The sequence below is a fragment of the Bernardetia sp. ABR2-2B genome, from assembly GCF_037126435.1.
Classification (GTDB): Bacteria; Bacteroidota; Bacteroidia; order Cytophagales; family Bernardetiaceae; genus Bernardetia.
This window is the reverse complement of record NZ_CP147020.1, coordinates 2,439,079-2,457,536: the sequence shown is the minus strand read 5'-3', so window position 1 is coordinate 2,457,536 and position 18,458 is coordinate 2,439,079. Positions and strand designations below refer to the sequence as shown.

19 protein-coding genes are annotated in these 18,458 nt (G+C 33.5%); 17 read left to right on the top strand and 2 right to left on the bottom strand.

Going from position 1 to position 18,458, the window contains the following annotated elements; all coding sequences use genetic code 11:
* Positions 1-12: 12 nt before the first annotated feature.
* The 17 genes from rpmC (at position 13) to WAF17_RS10255 (ending at position 17,057) form a co-directional block, all read left to right on the top strand.
* On the top strand, positions 13-225 hold the full coding sequence (gene rpmC / locus WAF17_RS10335) for a 50S ribosomal protein L29 (protein ID WP_338769687.1): 213 nt from the start codon (positions 13-15) through the stop codon (positions 223-225).
* Positions 226-270: 45 nt separating this feature from the next.
* Entirely contained in the window at positions 271-552 is a 282-nt protein-coding gene (gene rpsQ, locus WAF17_RS10330; RefSeq protein ID WP_338769684.1) for a 30S ribosomal protein S17, read from the top strand.
* A gap of 154 nt (positions 553-706) precedes the next feature.
* On the top strand, positions 707-1,075 hold the full coding sequence (gene rplN, locus WAF17_RS10325) for a 50S ribosomal protein L14 (protein WP_014798369.1): 369 nt from the start codon (positions 707-709) through the stop codon (positions 1,073-1,075).
* A 136-nt stretch (positions 1,076-1,211) separates the two neighbouring features.
* Complete coding sequence (gene rplX, locus WAF17_RS10320) at positions 1,212-1,553, top strand: 50S ribosomal protein L24 (protein WP_338770177.1); 342 nt, start codon at positions 1,212-1,214, stop codon at positions 1,551-1,553.
* A gap of 2 nt (positions 1,554-1,555) precedes the next feature.
* The gene (rplE, locus tag WAF17_RS10315) at positions 1,556-2,101 is read left to right on the top strand and encodes a 50S ribosomal protein L5 (protein WP_338769675.1); all 546 of its coding nucleotides are present in this window, start codon (positions 1,556-1,558) and stop codon (positions 2,099-2,101) included.
* A gap of 205 nt (positions 2,102-2,306) precedes the next feature.
* Complete coding sequence (gene rpsN, locus WAF17_RS10310) at positions 2,307-2,594, top strand: 30S ribosomal protein S14 (RefSeq protein ID WP_338769672.1); 288 nt, start codon at positions 2,307-2,309, stop codon at positions 2,592-2,594.
* 123 nt (positions 2,595-2,717) lie between these two features.
* Positions 2,718-3,116: a 30S ribosomal protein S8 gene (rpsH, locus tag WAF17_RS10305; RefSeq protein WP_338769669.1), complete on the top strand. Its 399-nt coding sequence runs from the start codon at positions 2,718-2,720 to the stop codon at positions 3,114-3,116.
* A gap of 159 nt (positions 3,117-3,275) precedes the next feature.
* Entirely contained in the window at positions 3,276-3,827 is a 552-nt protein-coding gene (rplF, locus tag WAF17_RS10300; protein WP_338769667.1) for a 50S ribosomal protein L6, read from the top strand.
* A gap of 141 nt (positions 3,828-3,968) precedes the next feature.
* Complete coding sequence (gene rplR / locus WAF17_RS10295) at positions 3,969-4,325, top strand: 50S ribosomal protein L18 (RefSeq protein WP_338769664.1); 357 nt, start codon at positions 3,969-3,971, stop codon at positions 4,323-4,325.
* A 22-nt stretch (positions 4,326-4,347) separates the two neighbouring features.
* A complete protein-coding gene (rpsE, locus tag WAF17_RS10290) occupies positions 4,348-4,863 on the top strand; it encodes a 30S ribosomal protein S5 (RefSeq protein ID WP_338769661.1) in 516 nt (171 codons plus the stop codon).
* A gap of 148 nt (positions 4,864-5,011) precedes the next feature.
* On the top strand, positions 5,012-5,191 hold the full coding sequence (gene rpmD / locus WAF17_RS10285; RefSeq protein ID WP_338769658.1) for a 50S ribosomal protein L30: 180 nt from the start codon (positions 5,012-5,014) through the stop codon (positions 5,189-5,191).
* Between the two features lie 239 nt (positions 5,192-5,430).
* Entirely contained in the window at positions 5,431-5,877 is a 447-nt protein-coding gene (gene rplO / locus WAF17_RS10280; protein ID WP_338769652.1) for a 50S ribosomal protein L15, read from the top strand.
* Between the two features lie 155 nt (positions 5,878-6,032).
* On the top strand, positions 6,033-7,370 hold the full coding sequence (gene secY, locus WAF17_RS10275; protein WP_338769650.1) for a preprotein translocase subunit SecY: 1,338 nt from the start codon (positions 6,033-6,035) through the stop codon (positions 7,368-7,370).
* Between the two features lie 133 nt (positions 7,371-7,503).
* Entirely contained in the window at positions 7,504-8,292 is a 789-nt protein-coding gene (gene map / locus WAF17_RS10270; RefSeq protein ID WP_338769648.1) for a type I methionyl aminopeptidase, read from the top strand.
* A 31-nt stretch (positions 8,293-8,323) separates the two neighbouring features.
* Positions 8,324-9,202: a peptide chain release factor N(5)-glutamine methyltransferase gene (gene prmC, locus WAF17_RS10265; protein ID WP_338769645.1), complete on the top strand. Its 879-nt coding sequence runs from the start codon at positions 8,324-8,326 to the stop codon at positions 9,200-9,202.
* A gap of 806 nt (positions 9,203-10,008) precedes the next feature.
* On the top strand, positions 10,009-11,964 hold the full coding sequence (locus tag WAF17_RS10260) for an OmpA family protein (RefSeq protein ID WP_338769642.1): 1,956 nt from the start codon (positions 10,009-10,011) through the stop codon (positions 11,962-11,964).
* Between the two features lie 320 nt (positions 11,965-12,284).
* The gene (locus WAF17_RS10255) at positions 12,285-17,057 is read left to right on the top strand and encodes a PKD domain-containing protein (protein WP_338769640.1); all 4,773 of its coding nucleotides are present in this window, start codon (positions 12,285-12,287) and stop codon (positions 17,055-17,057) included.
* A gap of 79 nt (positions 17,058-17,136) precedes the next feature.
* Here WAF17_RS10255 and WAF17_RS10250 read toward each other — a convergent pair whose 3' ends face one another.
* Both WAF17_RS10250 and WAF17_RS10245 read right to left on the bottom strand, forming a co-directional pair.
* Positions 17,137-17,532 carry a hypothetical protein gene (locus WAF17_RS10250; RefSeq protein WP_338769637.1) on the bottom strand — a complete coding sequence of 132 codons (396 nt, stop codon included), beginning with the start codon at positions 17,530-17,532 and terminating at the stop codon, positions 17,137-17,139.
* A 290-nt stretch (positions 17,533-17,822) separates the two neighbouring features.
* Entirely contained in the window at positions 17,823-18,341 is a 519-nt protein-coding gene (locus WAF17_RS10245) for a 3'-5' exoribonuclease (RefSeq protein WP_338769634.1), read from the bottom strand.
* Positions 18,342-18,458 lie beyond the last annotated feature (117 nt).

The window sequence follows — 18,458 nt, the reverse complement described above, 5'->3', positions numbered from 1 at the left end:
TTTCACAAAGTTATGACAATTAAAGAAACAAAAGACGAAATCAGAGGACTAGATGATGCAGCCTTAGCTACTAAAATAGCTGAACAACAAACTGCTCTTCAACGCTTGAAATTTAGCCACGCTATTTCTCAAATTGAGAATCCTTCAAGCATTAGAGATGCAAAACGTATGGTAGCTCGTCTAAAGACTGAACAAACAGCAAGAAAAATTGCTAAATCTAAGTAATTACTTATTATAAATTGAGTAATTATTTCTAACAGTATTCTGACTATGGAACAACAACCAACAGTACAAAACACTGAACGCAAAAGCCGTAAAGAACGTATTGGAATTGTCAAAAGTAATAAAATGACATCTACAATTACAATTACAGTAGAGCGTAAAGTGAAACATCCATTATACGGAAAGTTTGTAAAGAAAACTTCTACATTCATGGCACACGACGAAGGCAATACTGCTAACATCGGAGACCGTGTTCGTATTATGGAAACAAGACCACTTAGCAAACTTAAACGTTGGCGTTTGGTCGAAATCTTAGAACGTGCTAAATAATTTGTATTTAGTTGCAAAAAAAAGCTCTTCTAAGTTTTGCTTTTGAATATTTTTTTAAGCAAAACAATCTAAAAATAACGTTACTTTTTTTGAGTATTCAATTGATAATCAATTTTAGTAGCACATCGTTTCACTCTCTAATTACTATTGAGCGATGATTCAACAAGAAAGTCGTTTAGCAGTTGCTGACAACTCTGGAGCAAAAGAAGTTTTATGTATTCGTGTATTAGGCGGTACAAAAAAGCGTTATGCTTCTGTAGGAGATACAATTGTCGTTTCTGTTAAATCTGCAATTCCTTCTGGAAATATCAAGAAAGGTGCAGTTTCGAAAGCAGTCGTAGTGCGTACCAAAAAAGAGATACGCCGTAAAGATGGTTCATATATTCGCTTTGAAGAAAATGCAGCAGTATTACTAAATGCTCAAAATGAGCCTCGTGGTACTCGTATTTTTGGCCCAGTGGCACGTGAACTAAGAGATAAAAGATTCATGAAAATTGTATCTTTAGCTCCCGAAGTTCTTTAATGATTGATAATTAATAACGGAAAACTGAAAATTAATACTTTTCAATTTTTAATTGTAAATTTTCAATTAAAAGATTCTTCTTTAAATTATTAAGTGTTAGACACTAATGTACTAATTGTACAAATCCTTACGGATTATGAAAAAGAAAAACACTCAAAAATCTGTCAAACTTCATGTAAAGAGGGGAGACAACGTAATCGTAATTGCGGGCAACCACAAAGGCGAACAAGGAACAATTACTGAAGTAAGAGTTAGTGAGCAGCGTGTTATCCTAGAAGGAATTAATATGGTTAAAAAGCATATTAAACCGTCTGCTAACAATCCAGAAGGTGGTATCATCGAAATGGAAGCTCCTATTCACATCAGCAACGTAGCGCATGTAGATGCTTCTGGCAAAGCTACTCGCATCGGTCGCAAAAAAGATGAGAACGGTAAACTTGCTCGTTATTACAAAACAAGTGGTGAAATTATTAAATAGTTATGGCAACACCTCGTTTAAAAGATAAATACTTCAATGAAGTAGTTCCTGCTCTTAAAGATAAATTTGAATTCAAATCAGTCATGCGAGTGGCTCGTTTGCAAAAAATTTGTATTAATAGTGGAGTTGGAAAAGCTGTTTCAGACAAGAAACTCATCGATACTGCCGTAGAAGAAATTTCTACTATCGCTGGACAACGTGCCGTACCTACCTATTCTAAAAAGGCTATCTCGAACTTTAAACTTCGTGAAGATATGCCAATTGGTGTACGTGTAACGCTTAGAGGCGATCAGATGTATGAATTCTTAGATCGTTTGGTAACAGTTTCAATGCCTCGTGTACGTGACTTCAAAGGTATTAGTGATAAAGGCTTTGATGGTCGTGGAAACTACACGTTGGGCGTGAAAGAACAAATTATATTCCCTGAAATCTCTATTGATAAAGTCAAGCAGATTACAGGAATGGATATTACTTTTGTTACTACTGCTCAAACTGATGAAGAAGGATTGGCTCTTTTGAAAGAATTAGGTATGCCGTTTCGTAGTTAATTATAATTAGCTTAACGCAACTACTTGATTTAATCAACTTTGAACAAATCTGACTTTATCTCAATCTATACTTTATAAGAAGTTATTTATTTCATTCCTAATAGAATGAAATCAAATTATACCTTTAAAGTATCGTTTCAGAACTGAGCCTAATTGAAGTTCAAATAAAATAAAGTTCAATCCAAATTTAAGTCAATCATACATTATGGCTAAATCATCGATGATTGCACGTGAGCGTAAACGCCAAAAAACGGTGGAAAAATACGCTGCAAAACGTGCAGAACTCAAAAAATTGGCAAAGAACGGAGACGTTGAGGCACAAATTGCTCTTGACAAACTTCCTAAGGATGCTTCTCCTGTTCGTTTGCACAATCGTTGCCGTTTGACGGGTCGCCCTCGTGGCTACATGCGCCGTTTTGGTATTTGTCGTGTCGTTTTTAGAGAAATGGCTAACGACGGAAAAATACCAGGCGTAACCAAATCAAGCTGGTAATACTTTTTACAAGAACTAGAATAATTTCGAATTCTTTAGAACCTTTACAACATTTTAGGGAATAAATACAGAATAAAAAATTAAGTTCTTTTTTCATATTTCCTGAATACAAACCTTGAGGGAATGACAACCGATCCTATTGCAGACTATCTGACTAGACTCAGAAACGCAATCAAAGCTAATCATAGAATTGTGGAAGTTCCAGCTTCAAAATTGAAGAAGGAAATGACTAAAATTTTATATGATAAAGGCTATATACAAGGCTATAAATTTGTTGATGCTCCAGTAGGTGCATCTATCAAAATAGCATTAAAGTATCATCCTGCTACTCGTACTCCTGCTATTACACACCTAGAGCGTGTAAGTAAGCCAGGTCTGCGTCAGTATCGCAAGGCGAATGAATTACCTCGTGTACTCAATGGATTGGGTATTGCAGTAATTTCTACTTCGCACGGCGTTATGACTGACAAAGAAGCTCGTACAAATAGTGTAGGAGGAGAAGTGCTTTGCTACGTATATTAAGATTGCAATCATTTCATATAATTCGTATAATTCATTTAGACTTTTAATTACTTGACTTATACCTTTTGTAACAAAACTAATTTTTGTTAATTGCTTAAATGAAAGTTGTTACATAACTATAAAATAGATAATTAAATTATCTAATAAATCTGATAGAAAATGTCACGAATTGGTAAAAATCCAGTTACTATCCCTAGTGGAGTAACTATAGACGTTTCGGAAAACACCATCAAAGTCAAAGGTACAAGAGGTGAGCTTTCTCGCACAATTGACCCAAGAATCACTGCTAAAGTGGAAGATGATAAGTTGGTTTTCGAACGCAAAGACGAAGAAAAACAGACTCGTGCTATGCATGGCTTGTACCGTTCATTGGTACAAAATATGGTGGAAGGCGTTTCTAATGGTTATAAGTCTCATTTAGAGCTTGTAGGTGTTGGATATAAAGCAGAAGCAAAAGGTCAAATCCTTGAGCTTAACTTAGGTTACTCACACGCTATCTTTTTGCAAGTGCCAAAAGAAATTAGTGTAAGTACCGAGATGCTGAAAGGTCAGAATCCAAAAGTTACCTTAGAATCTAGCGACAAAGAATTACTTGGACACATTACTGCTAAAATACGTTCACTTCGTAAGATTGAACCATACAAAGGTAAAGGTGTACGCTTTGTAGGCGAACAGATTCGTCGTAAGGCTGGTAAGAGCGCAGGTAAATAATCATTGAAAAATTATTTACTTATTTATATGGTTTGTTAGATACTTTTTTTAAGTTTCAAGCAATTATTTGATTAAGAATTTAATTTTGATACGATAACTTCGTGTTCCTTATTTTGAGAAATTTTATAATAAACTAGTATCATGGCAACTACAGCACGTAAGAGTCAGCGTCGTACACGTATCAGACGCAGTATTCGTAAAAAATTAGTCGGAACAACTGAAAGACCACGTCTTTCTGTATTTCGCAGTAATAAATATATTTATACCCAACTCATCGATGATGTAAATGGGCATACCCTTGTGAGTGCTTCTCTCAAAGATATTGACGCTGAGAAACATATCAATCAAGAACTATCGAAACAAGTAGGTGTAAAACTCGCTGAACGTGCTAAAGAAAAAGGCATCGATAAAGCAGTTTTTGATCGTAGTGGTTTCTTATATCATGGAAATATCAAAGCAGTAGCAGAAGGCGCACGAGAAGGTGGACTTCAATTCTAAACCCTTTGCAACCTAATAAATTATGGCAGCAAACGTAAATACCGTGAAAGCGAGTGAAATAGAACTAAAAGAAAAAGTAGTTACTATCAATCGTGTAGCGAAAGTAGTAAAAGGTGGTCGTCGTTTCAGCTTTGCAGCATTAGTTGTAGTTGGCGATGGCAACGGTGTAGCAGGTTATGGACTTGGCAAAGCCAATGAAGTAACAGATGCTATTCAAAAAGGTATAGAAGATGCTAAGAAAAACTTAGTAAAAGTACCTATCATCAGACAGACTATACCTCACCCAATTATTGGGAAATTTGGTGCAGCTAAAGTAATGCTTAAACCTGCAACGCCAGGTACAGGAGTTATTGCTGGTGGTGGAGCAAGAGCCGTATTGGAAGCAATCGGTATTGAAAACGTACTTGCTAAGTCTCAAGGCTCAAATAACCCAGGAAATGTAGTTCGTGCTACTTTTGATGCATTATTGCGTATGCGTGATGCAAAATCAGTTGCAGAGCAGCGTGGGGTTAATCTTACCAAAGTTTTTAATGGGTAAGTAGATAAGCATAATTATGAATTACGAATTGAATAAAGAGTAATTTTTAATTTAAGTAGAGCAAGTAATTGTCAAGACACCTTTATGGTGTCAGACAATTTAGTTTTACAAACTATTCTTATCTAATTACCAAAAACTATTTAGTAAAATGGCGAAAATTCGTATTACTCAGGTGCGTAGTTCAATCAAACGCCCAAAAAAACAACGCCTAACTTTGCACGCTTTAGGGCTTCGCAAAATGCACCAAACCGTAGAACAGGAAGATACTCCTAATATCGTCGGTATGGTAAAGGCTGTATCACATTTAGTAAAAGTAGAGGAAGCGTAGGTAATATAAATCATTCATAACCAAAACATTAAAAGTTATGGCGATAAAATGATTGAAAAAAGTTTTTTTTTATTACCTTTGCACTCACTTAAACAAATTCCTTATTAGATAATTCATTTTGTCTTTTTATAAGGATTTTGTCTTTTAATTCATTTAATTTTGCTCAAAGCGTTTAGCCTATATAAATTATATAGATTAGTAAACAGCGAGTTTTGAGTAAGTAAAAACTAATCTAACTGATGAAACTTCACCAATTAAGACCTGCAAAAGGGGCTGTAAAGTCTAGAAAAAGAGTAGGTCGTGGACAAGGTTCTGGACGTGGAGGTACTTCTACACGTGGACACAATGGAGCGCAATCTCGCTCTGGTTATAGCCAAAAATTAGGTTTTGAAGGTGGACAGATGCCTCTTCAACGTCGTGTTCCTAAATTTGGATTCAAAAATCCAGGTCGTGTAGCCTACAAGCCAATTAATTTGGACACTCTCCAAGAACTTGCTACAAAGAAAAATACTAACGTTATTACAGTAGAATTATTAGCTGCAAATGGTCTAGCAGGGAAAGGCGATTTAATTAAAATATTGAATCGTGGAGAACTAACTAGTGCTATTGAAATTACTGCACACAAATTTTCAGCTTCTGCAAAAGAAAGCATTGAAAAAGCAGGTGGAAAAGCTACTACTCTCTAACAACTAAGATAGAAAAGCCGATTATGACTTGCAAAATGTAATTCGTAATTGGCTTATCTTGATTAAAATACAAATTATACTAATTACTATATCTAGTATTGTGTGTTTTTAGTTTTTTAAAAGCCTACAAAATTTAGTAAACTGGAAAAAGAATTATGATGAAGTTTTTTGAAACTATAAGAAATATATTTTCTGTAAAAGAACTCAAAGACCGTATTCTCCTTACTTTAGGATTACTGATGGTCTTTCGTTTGGGTTCTTTTATTGTTTTGCCAGGCGTAGATCCTGCCAAATTAAATGAAAGCACTGGAGTTTTAGACTTCATCAATCAAATATTAGGAGGAGCTTTTGAGCGTGCTTCTATATTTGCATTAGGTATTATGCCTTATATTTCTGCATCAATTATCATTCAGCTTCTTACTGTTGCTGTTCCGACCTTCCAAAAGATGCAGAAAGAAGGAGAATCGGGTCGTAAAAAACTCACTCAAATTACTCGTGCGCTTACTATACTTATCACTATTGGGCAAGGTTTTGCATATATTAAAGGTACAATTCCTGCTAGTGCGATTGTTCCTGAAATTAGTCCAACCTTCTTTTTAATTTCTTCTCTCGTTATTCTTACTTCAGGTACAGTTTTTTGTATGTGGTTAGGAGAAAAAATTACAGATAAAGGAATTGGAAATGGTATCTCACTTCTTATCATGATAGGTATTATTTCACGTTTCCCAATGGCTATCGTTTCAGAAGCAACTTTGAAAGGAATGGGAGGAGTATTTATCTTTGTATTAGAAATATTAGCTCTTTACTTAGTAGTTATGGGAGTGGTTCTGATTGTACAAGCAGTACGTTATGTTCCTCTTCAATACGTAAAACAAGTAGCGGGGCGTTCTCAAAAACAAATGCTTACTCAGAAAAAACGTTCTGCATTACCTCTTAAAGTGAATGCAGCAGGTGTAATGCCAATTATCTTTGCTCAAGCTCTTATGTTTCTGCCTCCTTTGATAGCTGGTGCTTTTCAAGGAGATGATACACCAAATGCAACTTATATAGCAACTCAGTTTTCTGATTTTACATCTTTAGAATATAATATTCTTTTTGCTTTATTAATTATTGCTTTTACATTCTTCTATACAGCAATGACTATAAATGTTCAGCAAATCTCTGATAATCTAAAGGATAGTGGTGGTTTTGTCCCAGGAGTAACTCCAGGTGAAGAAACCAAAAACTACTTAGGTAAAATATTGGATAGAATTACACTTCCTGGTGCAATCTTTATTGCAATTATAGCTGTTCTTCCTGCTGTAGCTGCTGCTGCTGGTGTAGGTACTCAATTTGCTCAATTCTATGGTGGAACTTCTCTACTTATTATGGTAGGTGTTGTTTTAGATACATTACAGCAAATTGAAAGTTATCTATTGAATAAAGAATATGATGGACTAATGAATACAGGAAATGTAAAAGGTCGTCAGGCTCAACCAATGAATTATATATAAATCCAAACAAAAGACTTTATTATTTCATTATTTAAAGTACGATTTGTTCAGATTTTATAATCATATATACAAAGCATCAAGAATCAAATCGTCTTGGTGCTTTGTTTGTTTTGAATAAAAAAAAGGAATTAAAATGGGGAAACCAATATATAAAACAGCTCAAGATTTAGAAAAAATGCGTGCAAGCGCAGACTTATTAGGACGTACACATGCAGAAGTTGCAAAACGTGTAATGCCTGGTATTACTACTCTTGAACTTGACAAGATAGCCTTCGAATTTATAAAAGATAATGGTGCTGTTCCTAGTTTTTTAGGGCTTTATGGTTGCCCTAGTTCTTTGCTTACTTCTGTCAATGACCAAGTTGTTCATGGGTTGCCTAATAATCGTCCATTAAAAAATGGAGATATTGTTTCAATTGACTGTGGAGTTCTACTTAATGGTTTTCATGCAGATAGTGCTTACACGTATGAGATTGGAGAAGTTAGTGCAGAGGTTAAAAATTTGTTAAAAGCAACTAAAGAAGCTTTGTATTTGGGAATCGAACAGTTAGTTTACGGAAATAGAATAGGAGATATTAGTAATGCAATTCAAAAACATACAGAGTCAAAAGGATATTCAGTTGTGAGAGAATTGGTAGGACACGGACTGGGAAGAAGTCTGCATGAAGCCCCAGAAGTTCCAAACTTTGGAAAACCTAAAAAGGGAGATAAAATACGTAATGGATTAGTAATAGCTATCGAACCAATGATTAATTTGGGTTCTAAAGCCGTGGTACAACACTCTGACGGATGGACAATAATGACTAGAGATGGAAAGCCTTCTGCACACTTTGAGCATACAGTAGCTGTCGTAGATGGAAAACCTGAAATCTTAACTACCTTCAAATACATTGAACAAGCAATTAAGATTTTTCATAGTTAATTATATTCTAACTTATTCTAAAATCTAAAAAATGCTTGTTTCAGAATATCTAAGAAAAAAAACATCATCATTAATTTCTACTGAAATAGATGAACGAGAAAGTCAAGCAACTTTACGTTTTTTGATAGAAGATACATTATTAGTAAATAGAATGGATTTTTCTAATTATTTACTGAATCAAGAAGAAATCAATTTTTTAGATAAAAAAGTAGAACGTTTGAAAAATAATGAGCCTTTACAGTATGTTACTGGTAAGGCTTATTTTTATGGGTTAGAGTTTGATATTAGCCCTGCTGTTTTGATTCCACGACCTGAAACAGAGGAGCTTGTTCATCAAGTCTTAAAAGATTTTGAATTTAAAAGTAAAAATAAAACAACTTTCTTAGAGGTAGGAACTGGAAGTGGTTGTATCAGTATTACACTTGCAAAAAATCTCCCTAATTTTCATTTTATAGCTATTGATATTTCAAAAGAAGCCTTAGAGATAGCTAAAAATAATGCTAAAAAAAATAATGTAACTAATATAGAGTTCATAGAATTAGATTTTCTCCAAGAAAGCTTTACCCAAATATTTTTGAATTACCCTCAATTACAAAGTGTAGAGCATCTGATTAGTAATCCTCCTTACATCAGAGAATCTGAAAAAAAAGTCATGAGTAATAATGTGCTTAACTTTGAACCACATATAGCTCTCTTTGTTGAAAATAAAAAACCACTTATTTTTTATAAGGCATTAGCTAAGTTTTTTGTATGCAACATAAATTGTAAAAGTGGCTTACTTTATGTTGAAATAAACCAATATTTAGCAAATGAAACAAAAGACCTTTTTATGAGTTTTAATCTAGAAAACTGTACAATTTTTAAGGATTTACAACAAAACTCAAGATTTATAAGAGCAAGTTACAAATAGATTTAGAGTGTGTTTTTCACAAGCTAGAATATTATATTTTGTTTTCAACATCATTTTTTTGGAATAAAAACCTTATTGATTTGAAAAAAAACATGATTTTTATCTAAAAAATACACTAATTTTTATTAAATTCTGTTTTTTTGGTTTAAATTTGTAAACAACTATCTTTGTGTTTTCATAGAAAGCAGTATTAGTGACTATCTTGCACAAAACTTCATTAGAGTTAGTATCATACTCGAAGAAAATTGTAAGAATTAATTACTAATAGATAAATAGAATAGTATCTTAAATGATATTATTTAAAATAGTCTCTTTCTAATAAACCCTATTATTTAAATATTTAAAATAATTTTTTCAAAGTATTTATATACTAAAAAATGCAATAAAGATTTAATCTAATTTTGATTTTAATCCAATTATTTGATAAGTATCTAATTAAAAAGCGATTCTGTATTTGTTTTTACGTATTTTTGCGTTATATTTTTACAGAGTACAATAGATTTTGGAATACATATCAAGAACAAAAGTGAAATCAAATTGACTAAAATAATATAAATCAGAAAAGTAAATAAAATAGAGTAAACTGAATCTCAAAATAAATTCTAGCGATTTTTAATTTTAGTTTCGACTTGTTTTTAGCTTACTTTTTAATGAATTTAGCAGACTTTTAGAATAAAAAGCTGCTTTAATTTAATTTATTTCAAATTATCTCAACTTATTTTAATATAAAGTTGCTGTCTTTTATAGTATTTATTTTCTTTGTAACAACTTAACCTAATCGCTAATTTCAATCTAATACCCTGATTATGAAAAAAGGAATCCGTAATTTGAGCTTATTGCTCATGTTTCTTTTGGCTGGTACATTCGCTAAAGCACAAGATGCTGATACTACAGCCGAAAGCGACGACAAAGCAAAAGATGGTGCTACAAGCATCTATGAACAATGGCATGACCCACAACGTTTTCGTTTACCACCTGCCGTAAACCAACTTCTTACTGACGAAGTCTCTCCTGCTATCAGTCGTGATGGCAAAACATTAATTTTCCAATCTAATCGTGGAAAAGGATGGAAAGGATATGGTCTTTATATGACTACTCGTGATGACAATGGCAAATGGACAAAACCAACTGCATTGGAATCGATTAATTCTAAAGCAGGTGATAGCACTGTAATTTCTGGTCCATTTTTAAGCTATGACGGAATGAGCCTTTTCTTTTCTTCTAACATGGAAGATACAAAAGGTGGAATGGATTTATACGTAGCTACTCGTGAGAGTATGGACGGTGAATTTGGTGAGCCTACAAACTTAGGAGACGTAAATACTGCTGACTACCAAGGTTTCCCAACTGTTTCTGCTGACGGAAATCGTATGTATTATATGCAACGTGCTGAAGGTGCAGAAAACAATACTGATGAGGCTGGTTCTACTGAAGAAACAGAGTCTAAATCTAAATCTGAAAAAGTATGGTGTTATACTGCAATGGTTTCTAGCCGTTCTGCTGACAATGTATGGTCTGCTGGTGAAGAAGTAGTAGGTGCTATGAATGAAGATTGTAGCAAAGCATTTCGTATCATGCCTGATGGTGAAACTATGTTTTATACTTCTATGAAAGAAGGAGCTAAAATGCAAGGTCATACAAAAGGTATCCGTGCTGATGCTAAAGATTTTGATTTGTTTATGTCACGTATGGAAGGTGAGTCTTGGGGTGACCCAATGGCTGCTGATTTTGCTAATCATCTTTCTGCTGAAGGGTATGTAAGTATGGCACCAAATGATGGAGCGCATACAGTGATGTATTTTGATGCTGCTATGAATGCTTCTCGTGAAATTTTTTGGACATTAGTTCCTCCAGGCTTTGCTCCTCGTAAAGTAATGATGGCTCGTGGTAATGTAGAAGATTCAGTTACAGGAGAGCCTGTTTATACTATCATGAAGTTTGAAAATCAAACTCGTCCTTCTTTAGGATATGACAAGTACAACGACGAAGAAACTGGTAAATTCTCTACTGTAATTACAGAAGGAAATACATACAAAGTAAGTATTGATCACGAAGATTACTTACCATATACTTTTATGTGGGATTTCACAAATGCTGACGAAATTACTAATCTTTACCAACGTGTACGTTTAGTACCTAAAGGTGTTGAAGTTACTGTTACTCTTCTTGATGCTATTGATGAGCAGCCTGTAGATGCAAAACTTACTGTTAAAGCTGCTGATGATACTAGTATTGGAGATGTTGAGAAAGCTGGAACTGGTAAATATGAAGCTCGTCTTGATCCAGGTCAGGTTTATACATTGACTGCTGAGGCAACAGGTAACTATATGGAAGAAGTAGATACATTAGACCTTACTCAAGCACAGTTTGGTGATAAAGTAAACAAAATTCTTTATATGCTTGATGCTACAAAAATTAAGTTTGATAACATCAACTTTAGAACAGCTCGTTGGGATTTGAATGCAGAAGCAAAAGCTGAATTGGATAAAGTATATCAATTCTTAACTGATTATCCTAAAATGAAAATCCGTATTGAAGCACACACGGATTACCGTGGTGGAGATTCGTATAACCAACGTCTTTCTCAAAACCGTGCAAAATCTGCTTTAGATTATTTAGTTTCTAAAGGAATTCCTACTGAACGTTTAGAGTCTGAAGGATATGGTGAAGCACAACCTACTGTTCCTAATGAAGTAGATGGAAGAGCTAATCAAGCAAATATGGCTATCAACCGTCGTGTAGAATTCAAAATTGTTAGATAATAATAATTTGACTTTCTAATATAAACTCTGAAATTAAATCTAAATCATAACTAGATTAAATTTTGATTAAAAGACCAATTATCTACTTTGATAGTTGGTCTTTTTTTTGTTTATTTATTGATTGTCAGTAAGTTATGTTTTTATAAGAGTCTGTCTAATTTGTTATTTTTGTAACTAAAAGCTTATTTACACGTTAATATTTAGTTAGTAAACTTTATTTAAAGAAATTGAAAGACTATATTTTATCTTTTAGTGAGATAAAAATATTTACTGTTAGCACTTATCTTAGTTAAAAACTTTTAGATTAATTATTTTTTGATATGCACATAAATTTACCAGAAGGCAGCAAGGCTATTTCTCTACTACTTACAACTGTTATTTGTACGGCATTTTTTTTATTGCCAACAAGTACTATTGCTCAATATCTTCCTGATAATTTTGAAAGTATCAAGCCATTAAGTAATAAATTGATGGTCAAAATAAAGCCAAACACTACTAACAAATTACAACAAGCTAACTCACAATTCAAAGTTCAAAAAATAGAAAGAAGGTTTAAAGTTGCAACCCAAAACTCAAAAATCCCTTCTATTAAAACTATTCAAGCTAATACTATTCGTTTGCAGGATTGGTATGAAATAGATATTGCTTCTTCTTCATCTCTTCAAGAAGCTATTCATTATTATCAAAATCAAGATTTTGTAGAGTATGCCGAACCTATTTATCCTAATTATATTCTAGCTCCTCCTTATATTCCTAATGATCCTTCTATGTCAGCTCAATGGCAATTAGATGTAAGTCAGTTGTATGCAGCTTGGGGTTTGCATAAAGGAGATAGCAATACTGTTATTGGAATTGTAGATACTGGTGTGCATTATATCCACCAAGATTTGAAGAATCAAATTAAAGTTAATTATGCTGAAAAGTATGGACAAACTGGAATAGATGATGATAATAATGGTTTTGTAGATGATAGCTTGGGGTATAGTTTTGGATTTATGTCTCCCGCTTCTTATGATTTTCAAGGACATGGAACTGGTGTCGCAGGTATGGCTGCTGCCACAACCGATGATGGGTTAGGCATAGCAGGAGCAAGTTTTAATTGCCGTATTTTACCTGTGGCTGTTCTTTCCCCTTCTTATCGAATTGTCAATATGTATGATGGAATTTTATATGCTGCTGAAAATGGCTGTAAGGTAATTAATGTTTCTATTGGTCGTCCTAATTTGGGTTTTCAATGGGAGCAAGACGTAATTGATTATGTAACACTTGTAAAGGATGCTCTAGTAGTAGCTGCAGCAGGAAATACAGCGCAAGAATTAGATTTTTACCCTGCTTCTTACAAACATGTGCTTTCAGTTGCACACTCTGATACTGGAGATAATAGATTTTCAGGCTCAACGTTTAGTACGTATGTAGATGTAATGGCACCAGGGGTTAGAGTTCTTACTACTCATGCAAATGGTTCTTATAGTTATGCATGGGGATCATCTTATGCCTCTCCGTTTGTGGCTGGTATTGCTGCTTTGGTTCGTTCAGCATTTCCCAATTTGTCTGCAGCCCAAGCAGGAGAGCTTGTCCGTGTAACGGCAGATAATAAATATAATTTACCAGCAAATGCTCCTTACTTGGAAAAATTAGGTAAAGGCAGGGTAAACGCTTTTAGAGCTTTAAATGAACAAAGTAGCGCAAAGGCTCTTAGAATGGACAATATTTCTTATTTTGGTAGAAATGGACAGACTGCTTTTTCTGGTGATACTATCACATTAGAGGCAGATTTCATCAATTATTTGAATCCAATTACGGAAAATGGAAAAGTTATTATTTCGACATCTTCTCCTTATATAGAAGTTATAGATAGCGTATTCAATACAAGTACAATGGCAACCATGCAGCAAAAAAATAATGCTACTGTTCCTTTTCGTTTTATTGTTAGTCAAGATGCTCCCTTAGATTTGAAAGTGAAATTTCGCTTAGGTTTTTCAGATACAAATTATTCAGATTATCAATACTTTAGTATTCCTGTCAATGCACCTTATTTAGCCATTCCATTTAATACCATAAACTTTACACTTACGGGAAATGGACGTGCAGGATTTTATGATATTTATAATAGCTTGGGAAATGGAATCACTTCAAATGGTTCTCAAACTCTTCAAGAAGGGGGATTAATCGTTGGCAAATCTTCTACAAATGTGTCAGATAATATATTGACAAATATTAATGGAGTATATAAAGATGATGATTTTAAAATGATTGACATTCCTAGAATTACAGAAAAAACACCATTTTTTACTAAAGCAACATCAGAATTTGCTGATACGCTAGGTGCTATTGTTCCTCCTGTGGGAGTTCATGTAACGCATACAGTAAAAGGAAGAACTAATACACCTCATCATCAATATGTTATTTTAGAATATGAATTTACTAACATAAGTGGTGCTGTAATGGATTCTATGAATGTAGGTTTGTATTATGATTGGAATTTAGGAGATTATACACGCAACTTTGCAGATTGGGAGAACAACCGTGAATTTGGTTATGTATTTGGAACAGGCACTAGTGGATATGCAGGTATAAAAGCAATTGGTACGAAAAAAACCTATTTTGCATTAGATTTTCAAAATGTGGGTGGCAACAATATTAATGTAAATGATGGTTTTGCTTCTGCTGAAAAATATCAAAGTGTTTCGACTGGAGTTTCAAAGAAACGTGCAGGGTTTAGCACTAGTGGAGGAGATGTAGCTCATATTGTGGGAACAGTTTTAGAAAATTTTGAAATAAATGAAACACGTAAAGTTACCTTCGTTGTGATGGTTGCTCCTACTTTGTCTGCTCTTAGAGATGCTCATGATGCTGCTGTTTTGGCAACTGACACACTATCCTCTATTTCACCGACTCCAATAGTAAATAATACGCTTTGTGAAAATACTTCTTATACAATTACCCCAGAGGGAGGAACAAATTTTAGACTTTATGATATAGCTAACACACAAACACCTATTCAATCAGGCACTTCTTTTACACTTACACCTGCTGATTTAGGTCGTACTTTTTATGTAACTAATACAGATTCAGTTTTGGAGGGAGATTACACATTACTTCGTTTTAGCGCACGTACTGCTGTAGCTAATTTTAGTTCTCCTTCTCAAATCAATTTAGATGAATTTAATACTATCCGTTTCAATGATAGAAGCCAGAATGCCGTTTCTTGGTTATGGAATTTTGGAAATGGAGCTACTTCTACGCTAGAAAATCCTTCTACGACTTATTCTAGACAAGGAACTTACTCTGTTACTCTAACCATTACAGATATTGCAGGATGTACGAGTACGATAGTGAAGAGAATTAATGCTGTACGAAAATCTCCTGACCCTGTCATATTTACTACTGCACAACAGTCTTGTGATAATACACCTATCGAAATACGTCCTTCTGCAACAGGAACTAATTTCAAATTTTATGATTCGGAGGATAGACTTTTAGCAAGGGGAAGAAGTTATCTAGTACCACCAAAATCTATTGACAGTTTGTATATCAGTAATATAGATTCTGCATTGGAAAGTAATAAGGTTTTAGTAAAAATACAATGGGCAAAACTAGATGCTGATTTCACAGCTAGTCCTACACAAGATACACTCTTATATGATAATGTATTGTTTCAAAGTACATCAACAAGTGATTTTTTTATATATAGTACGACTTGGGATTTTGGTGATGGTTCGCCTACTAAAGTAGGAACAGTTGTGAGCCACATGTATGATGCTCAAGGAAAGTATAACGTTAAAATGACAGTTAAGAATCAGTTTGGTTGTATTAAAGTTGTTGAAAAGAGTTTTTATGTTGGAAAGAAATCTTCAAAACCTTCTATTACTTCTCTGATAAAAGTGTGTAAAGGAAACAGACTTACAATAAGACCTAATGGAGGCACAAATTTTAATTTTTATTCTGATTTAGACTCCCTCCCTATTGCACAAGGACACGAAATTTCATTTCCACCAAACTCTATTCTTCCTTCTGCATTGTATATAACAGGAGCTGATTCTTTAATTGAGAGCGACCCTGTAAAAACATACTTGGAAGTAGTGCAAGTTGCGCCTAGTTTTGATTTCTTGCGAGAGCTTTTCTTAGATGAAAATACGGAAGTTAGGTTTACAGATAATACTACTTCTGCTGTATCGTGGTTGTGGGATTTTGGAGATGGAACAACTTCAACAGAGCGAAACCCTGTACATAGTTATAATACACAAGGAGATTATGTCATTACACTGACTGTCAGAACAGCAGCAGGATGTCAAGGAACAGCTTCAAAGAGTTTACTTGTATTCAGACGTTCTCCAAAGCCAATTATAAATGATTTATTTGTGTGTAGGTTTGATTCAACTACCATTGTTCCACAAGGAGGTACATTATTTAATTTCTATGATTTGCCTACAAGTTCTCGTCCTATCCATACAGGAAGAACATATAACGTGGGTTTTATAAGTCAGCCTAAAGATATTTGGGTTACAAATCTAGATTCTGCTTTAGAAAGTTTCCCTGTTAAAGTAAAAATAGATTTTAGTCGTCCTTCCTCTGATTTTGAAATGAGTGTAACCGATACGCTTAACCTTTTCGAACAAGATACTTTATTTTTGGAAGATAAAAGTAATAGTTCTGTTTGGTGGTATTGGAGTTTTGGGAATGGAGAAATTGCTATGACTCAAAACGCTCAAACTATTTATAAGCAGCAAGGAGAGTATAAAGTTATCTTAATTACTAGAGATAGTTTGGGTTGTATTGATTCATTGAGCAAAAATTTAGTTGTGATAGACAAACCTGTAATTACTGGGGGGGAAGACATTACTGATTATCAAGTCTTGGTGTATCCAAATCCTGCTTCTGACTATCTCAATGCCTATGTAGAGTTACAAACAAGTGATGAAGTAATGATTCGTATCTATAATAGTTTGGGGCAAGAATTAATTACTAGTTCGAAAGAAAAAATTACGAAGAAACGTTTTATTTTTGATGTCAGAACACTCACAAAAGGAGTGTATTATGTTCAAATAATAATGTCAGATAAGGTAGTAAACAAAAAAGTAGTGCTAGAATAGATTTTAAAAATGATAGGCACTAAAAAACTCATTCTTTTTAGGAAAGAATGAGTTTTTTTTATGTAATAATTTTGACTTTTTAATTGACTGATAAATTCAAAATAGCAGAGTAAAAAAGAAGTTGATGTATTTTCCAAGTGTCCATTGTTCCTCCAAATCTTTTCTCCCAATCTTCATCTTGATAATTCATTAATTCATCTTTTTCTTCATCTGAAAGAGCTTTTACAGATACATCTTCATAAAATTTCATTTGAAATGGATTCCATGTTTCGGTTTCTGAACCGAAAAAATCATTCCATTCCTTTATTGGTTTTGAGTTCCATTCTTGGATTTGCTCATCTGAAAGTAATTCTATATTGGGTTTGTCTGGGTCAATAGTAGGAGTTTGAGCAACAACAGGCGTAACAGAAGCACAACCCATAACTAAGCCTAGCAAGAGACTTGTAAAAAGGAGTATAAATAAATTTCTTTTCAAAATGGTAATAGATTTAAGGATTAGACATGATAGGATATTCTTTTCACAAAATGATGAAAACAAATATAAGATAGTAAATATTTTAAATAATTGTTTTCTCTTAGAGCTTGTTTCTTTTTTAAAAAGATGCTCTTAACTCAAATTTATTTGAAATAGTATAATTACAAATAAAATAAGTTCCATTTTTTATAAAAATCTAACATATTTCAAGCCAAACGCATTGTTTATAAGCAAAATAGCTGTTTCTTAAATTCTTTTTGCTGTAATAAAATGAACAATAATAGTGATTTTTAGAATTTAATTTTCAATCCAAACTCTTTTTTGATAGTCAATAATGCCTCTGCATTTCCTTTGGCATCATCAAGTGCATTGTGCGTATGTTTAGTTTGGCGCAGATGCTTAAAGTTTTTGAAAGTATCTTTAACAATGCCTTTGTAAAGACTTCCTAAGTTTTGCGAACTAAAACCAAACGGATTTTCTCCCAAAAAATGATGAAAATACCAACAGACAAACATCCAATCAAAGCCATTATTATCACTAATAAAAATGGGGCGGTCTTTACAAACCTCTTTTATCCAACTTGAAAATTCTTGCATTACAATTTTCGGCTTTGCAAAGTTCATTGTTTCTTCTCTACTAAAACCCGAAACTGCTAAAGCTTTTGGATTATAATTTTCTGAAATGGGCTGCAAACATCGATAAAACGTTTTATCAAGAGGTTCATCAACTACAATTGCACCCAATGAAATCATAGAATAATCTGATGGAATTGCGCCATCAGCTTCAATATCTACCATAATATAAGTCATAATTTTAATTTTTTAAAGTTTTGATTATCAGTTTTTTAAGATTTAAAAGTCAGTTTGTGAATTTTTTTTATAAAAAATGTAACTTAAGAGATACTACTCTACGTTATACTTTCAGAA